Here is a 3,379-nt window from a genome sequence, read left to right on the forward strand (position 1 = left end):
GGGCCGATCAAAAAAGAGTTAAGAGAATGTAGCTGTTTACTGTCTATGAACTGAATAACATTATCGTTAGTCCGCCGGCCCGGTAAAATACGAACTTCTACTTAAATCATGTTCACCTATACTTCGCAGCCATCAGTTGGCTTTACCTTGCGCATCAGACCCCTGGCTATTATGACCATACCGAGGGCAAATGAAATAAGTAATAACGGACCAATAAAAACCATATCTGCACGCATTGCGATATCAGTCAATTCAGGTTTCCACTGCGCAAGAAAAACTTCCCAATAGCCATAAACCAGCCAGATCACGGCACAGAAAACAAGCATTATCTTGTATCGAATAATATAGCGCGGAAAGAAAACCGGCATCACAAATCCCAGCGCAACGAGCATGGCGGCCAACGGGTGTTCGGACAAGAATGTAAAGAGTGGATACAGGTATTGCACCTTCTATACCTCCATTTTTATTATAATTGCACGCTCTCGCATACCTTCAGCACGGCCACCTGCCATTAGTCTCATGAGGATAAGGGGTCGGAGTCGTGCGGGCGTGGAGATTCGCAGGAACAACGAACCGCGATGTTGGCGACCAGGTCAGAAGCACCTGTAGACAGAGACTCCGACCCCGCTGGATTCATACGAAGCACACGGCATCTGGCTTTTCTTTTCATTTTTGGTCGTCTGGTAATCTTTGTCAAGCACGAAACAGGCTCCGCTATTTCGAGCGAATCAGGCCGGACTGTGTCATCAGGTCCAGCCTGATATGCACGGAATACCCCGCTTCAAACCTGTCTGTAAATGCCGATTAGCGGACTCCTGATGAGGTTCGCAGCCTGGGCCTGGCGGCTATATCGGCGAGTTATTAGCCGATTCAGCCCGGTTTTTACCTCATCCGGCAATAACGCCCCTGCCGGACTGTCTGCAGTGGTGACAGCCCCCGGCAGGGGATGGAAGATAGTAACATTACGTCATTAAATGAATTTGCTATACTGGGCGCCTGTTCAGAAAGTACCTATTACCATGACAAATCCATCCCGATTTTCCCGTCACTCCGGCTCGCTTCTGATTGCCGCTATCGCTATTCTCGGTGCCATTCTGGGCCAGTGGCTCTATCACGCCGGCCAGGATAAGGTCCCGGATCTGAACACGCTCAGCGCCACGGTATTCAGCACCCCGCGCACCATCAGTGCCTTTAATTTGCTGGATCATCACGGTAATGCCTTTACTGAGGCGAGCCTGCCGGGACAATGGTCATTTGTCTTTTTTGGTTACACGAATTGCCCGGACGTCTGTCCATCGACGCTGACAATGCTGAACCTGATGCTGAAGGCGGTATCGAATCAGACCACGAATACCCCACCGCCACGTGTCATGATGATCTCGGTTGACCCGGCACGGGACACGGTTGAAAAGCTCAGTACATATATGCCTTACTTCAACAAATCCTTTATCGGCCTGACCGCCGTACACCAGGATGATATCGATGCCATTACAAAACAATTTGGCATTGCCTACTTCTTAAACAGGAAATCGCCCGCTGACGAGGAATACAGTGTCGAGCATAGTGGTGCCGTTTTGCTGATTAACCCCCAGGGTCGCCTGCATGCGCTGTTTTCCGCCCCGCATGACCCGCTTCGCATGGCCAATGAATTTGCTACGATTCGAGGTGTTCATGAATAAATCATTTGTCTTTCTGGTTCTGCTTGCCAACCTCTTTATGGTGCCGCAACTATCGGCAGACGCATTGACTATTGATAATGCCTGGGTTCGAGAGGCACCACCGGTCAGCAAAGTGCAGGCTGCCTACATGGTGTTGCACAACAATAGTGAACGGGACATCACCCTCATCTCGGCCAGCAGCCCGTTATTTGCAAGAGTCGAATTTCATCGTACTGTGGCAGATAAGGCCGTCATGCGCATGGAACAGGAAAAGACCTTGAGCATCCCGGCTGGCAGCAGTCTTCAGTTACAACCTGATGGACGGCATATGATGCTGTTTAATCCAAAGCAGGCCCTGAAGGCAGGTGACAAAGTGCCCTTCTCGCTGACCTTTGCCGATCAAAATCAACTGCAGGTGATCCTGGTCGTTAAGAAGGCGGCAGGCATGATGCACCATCATCACGAATAACCTCCTAATGATGAAATCCTTGCTTGCCCGGCTTATCAGTCTGTTACCGGCTCACGCCATCTCGCGCTTCACTTATCGCCTCACGCGGATTCGTACGCCGTGGTTTAAAAACGTCCTCATCAGGCTGTTCGTTCATCATTTCAGGGTGGCCATGGATGAAGCCGTGGAGCCGGAACCAACTGCATACAAGGATTTTAACAGTTTCTTTACCCGTGCCCTGCGCCACGATGTGCGCCCCCTGGCAACCGAACCTGACGCTATTCTTTCCCCTGTGGATGGCCAGATCAGTCAGCTCGGCGGGATTGAGGAACAACAAATATTCCAGGCCAAGAAACACTCTTACTCACTCACCAGCCTGTTGGGTGGTTCAGCGACGCTTGCCGAGTATTTTATCGATGGCAAGTTTTGCACTATTTACCTGTCGCCGCGTGATTATCATCGCATTCATATGCCGCTTGCCGGCGATCTGCGTGAAATGGTCTATGTCCCCGGTAAATTATTCAGTGTTAATCAGATGACGGTCGCCTTCGTGCCCAGCTTATTCGCCCGCAATGAACGTGTGATCAATATCTTTGATACTGAATTGGGTCCTATGGCCATGGTGCTGGTCGGTGCCATTAATGTCGGCAGTATCGAAACCAGCTGGCATGGCTGCATCACACCGCCCTACGGCGAGGAGATCGTGACCTGGCGGTATGACGCAAACACGGTTGAATTCAAGGCCGGTGACGAGATGGGGCGTTTCAATATGGGCTCAACAGTGATCCTGTTATTCACCAAAGACGTGATGGCATGGCAGGCAAAAGAACAGGCTGACAGCTTTGTTAAAATGGGCCGGTTACTGGGCACGGCAAACAGGTAAGCGTATTTAAGTGTATTGATGATTTCGGAATGATGATTGATGAACGGTATGATCACCATTCAAGTTTCTGGCCATGTAAAAGTAGCGATTTCCGTAGGTCGGGTTAGCCATTGGAAATGGCGTGACCGTAGCGCAGCGTAGGAAATGCTTGATGAAGCCCGCAGGGGTTCTGAAGTAAAGCCGACATGCCCATGTTAACCCTCGCGTCGGATTACGCTTCGCTAATCCGACCTACTGGCGGATGTCCTGCTGGGCAGGAATGAAGATGGCAGATTGATAATTGATAAGCGGTAGTGCGAACGTCCGTCATCATTCATCATTCATCATTCATCATTCATCATTCATCATTCATCATTCATCATTCATCATTCATCATTCATCATTCATCAT

At 50.0% G+C, this 3,379-nt stretch carries 4 protein-coding genes; 3 read left to right on the plus strand and 1 reads right to left on the minus strand.

Annotated elements, in window-relative coordinates:
- Window positions 1-116 precede the first annotated feature (116 nt).
- Window positions 117-446, minus strand: coding sequence for a hypothetical protein (locus RQ738_RS13025; protein WP_314165726.1), 330 nt, complete (start codon window positions 444-446; stop codon window positions 117-119).
- A gap of 573 nt (window positions 447-1,019) precedes the next feature.
- On the opposite strand from RQ738_RS13025, the gene RQ738_RS13030 reads away from it, so the two are divergent.
- The 3 genes from RQ738_RS13030 to asd are packed head-to-tail and all read left to right on the plus strand — an operon-like array spanning window position 1,020 to window position 2,989.
- Window positions 1,020-1,679, plus strand: coding sequence for an SCO family protein (locus tag RQ738_RS13030; protein WP_314165728.1), 660 nt, complete (start codon window positions 1,020-1,022; stop codon window positions 1,677-1,679).
- On the plus strand, window positions 1,672-2,127 hold the full coding sequence (locus tag RQ738_RS13035) for a copper chaperone PCu(A)C (RefSeq protein WP_314165729.1): 456 nt from the start codon (window positions 1,672-1,674) through the stop codon (window positions 2,125-2,127). The genes RQ738_RS13030 and RQ738_RS13035 overlap by 8 nt, the downstream gene beginning before the upstream one ends.
- 7 nt (window positions 2,128-2,134) lie before the next feature.
- Entirely contained in the window at window positions 2,135-2,989 is an 855-nt protein-coding gene (gene asd / locus RQ738_RS13040) for an archaetidylserine decarboxylase (RefSeq protein ID WP_314165731.1), read from the plus strand.
- Window positions 2,990-3,379 lie beyond the last annotated feature (390 nt).

The sequence above is a fragment of the Sulfuriflexus sp. genome, from assembly GCF_032250955.1.
Lineage (GTDB): Bacteria > Pseudomonadota > Gammaproteobacteria > AKS1 > AKS1 > Sulfuriflexus.

Excerpts from the sequence above, each read along its gene's own strand:
- RQ738_RS13030 (WP_314165728.1), top strand. The coding sequence starts at position 1,020 with ATGACAAATCCATCCCGATTTTCCCGTCACTCCGGCTCGCTTCTGATT.
- asd (WP_314165731.1), top strand. The coding sequence starts at position 2,135 with ATGATGAAATCCTTGCTTGCCCGGCTTATCAGTCTGTTACCGGCTCAC.
- RQ738_RS13035 (WP_314165729.1), top strand. The coding sequence starts at position 1,672 with ATGAATAAATCATTTGTCTTTCTGGTTCTGCTTGCCAACCTCTTTATG.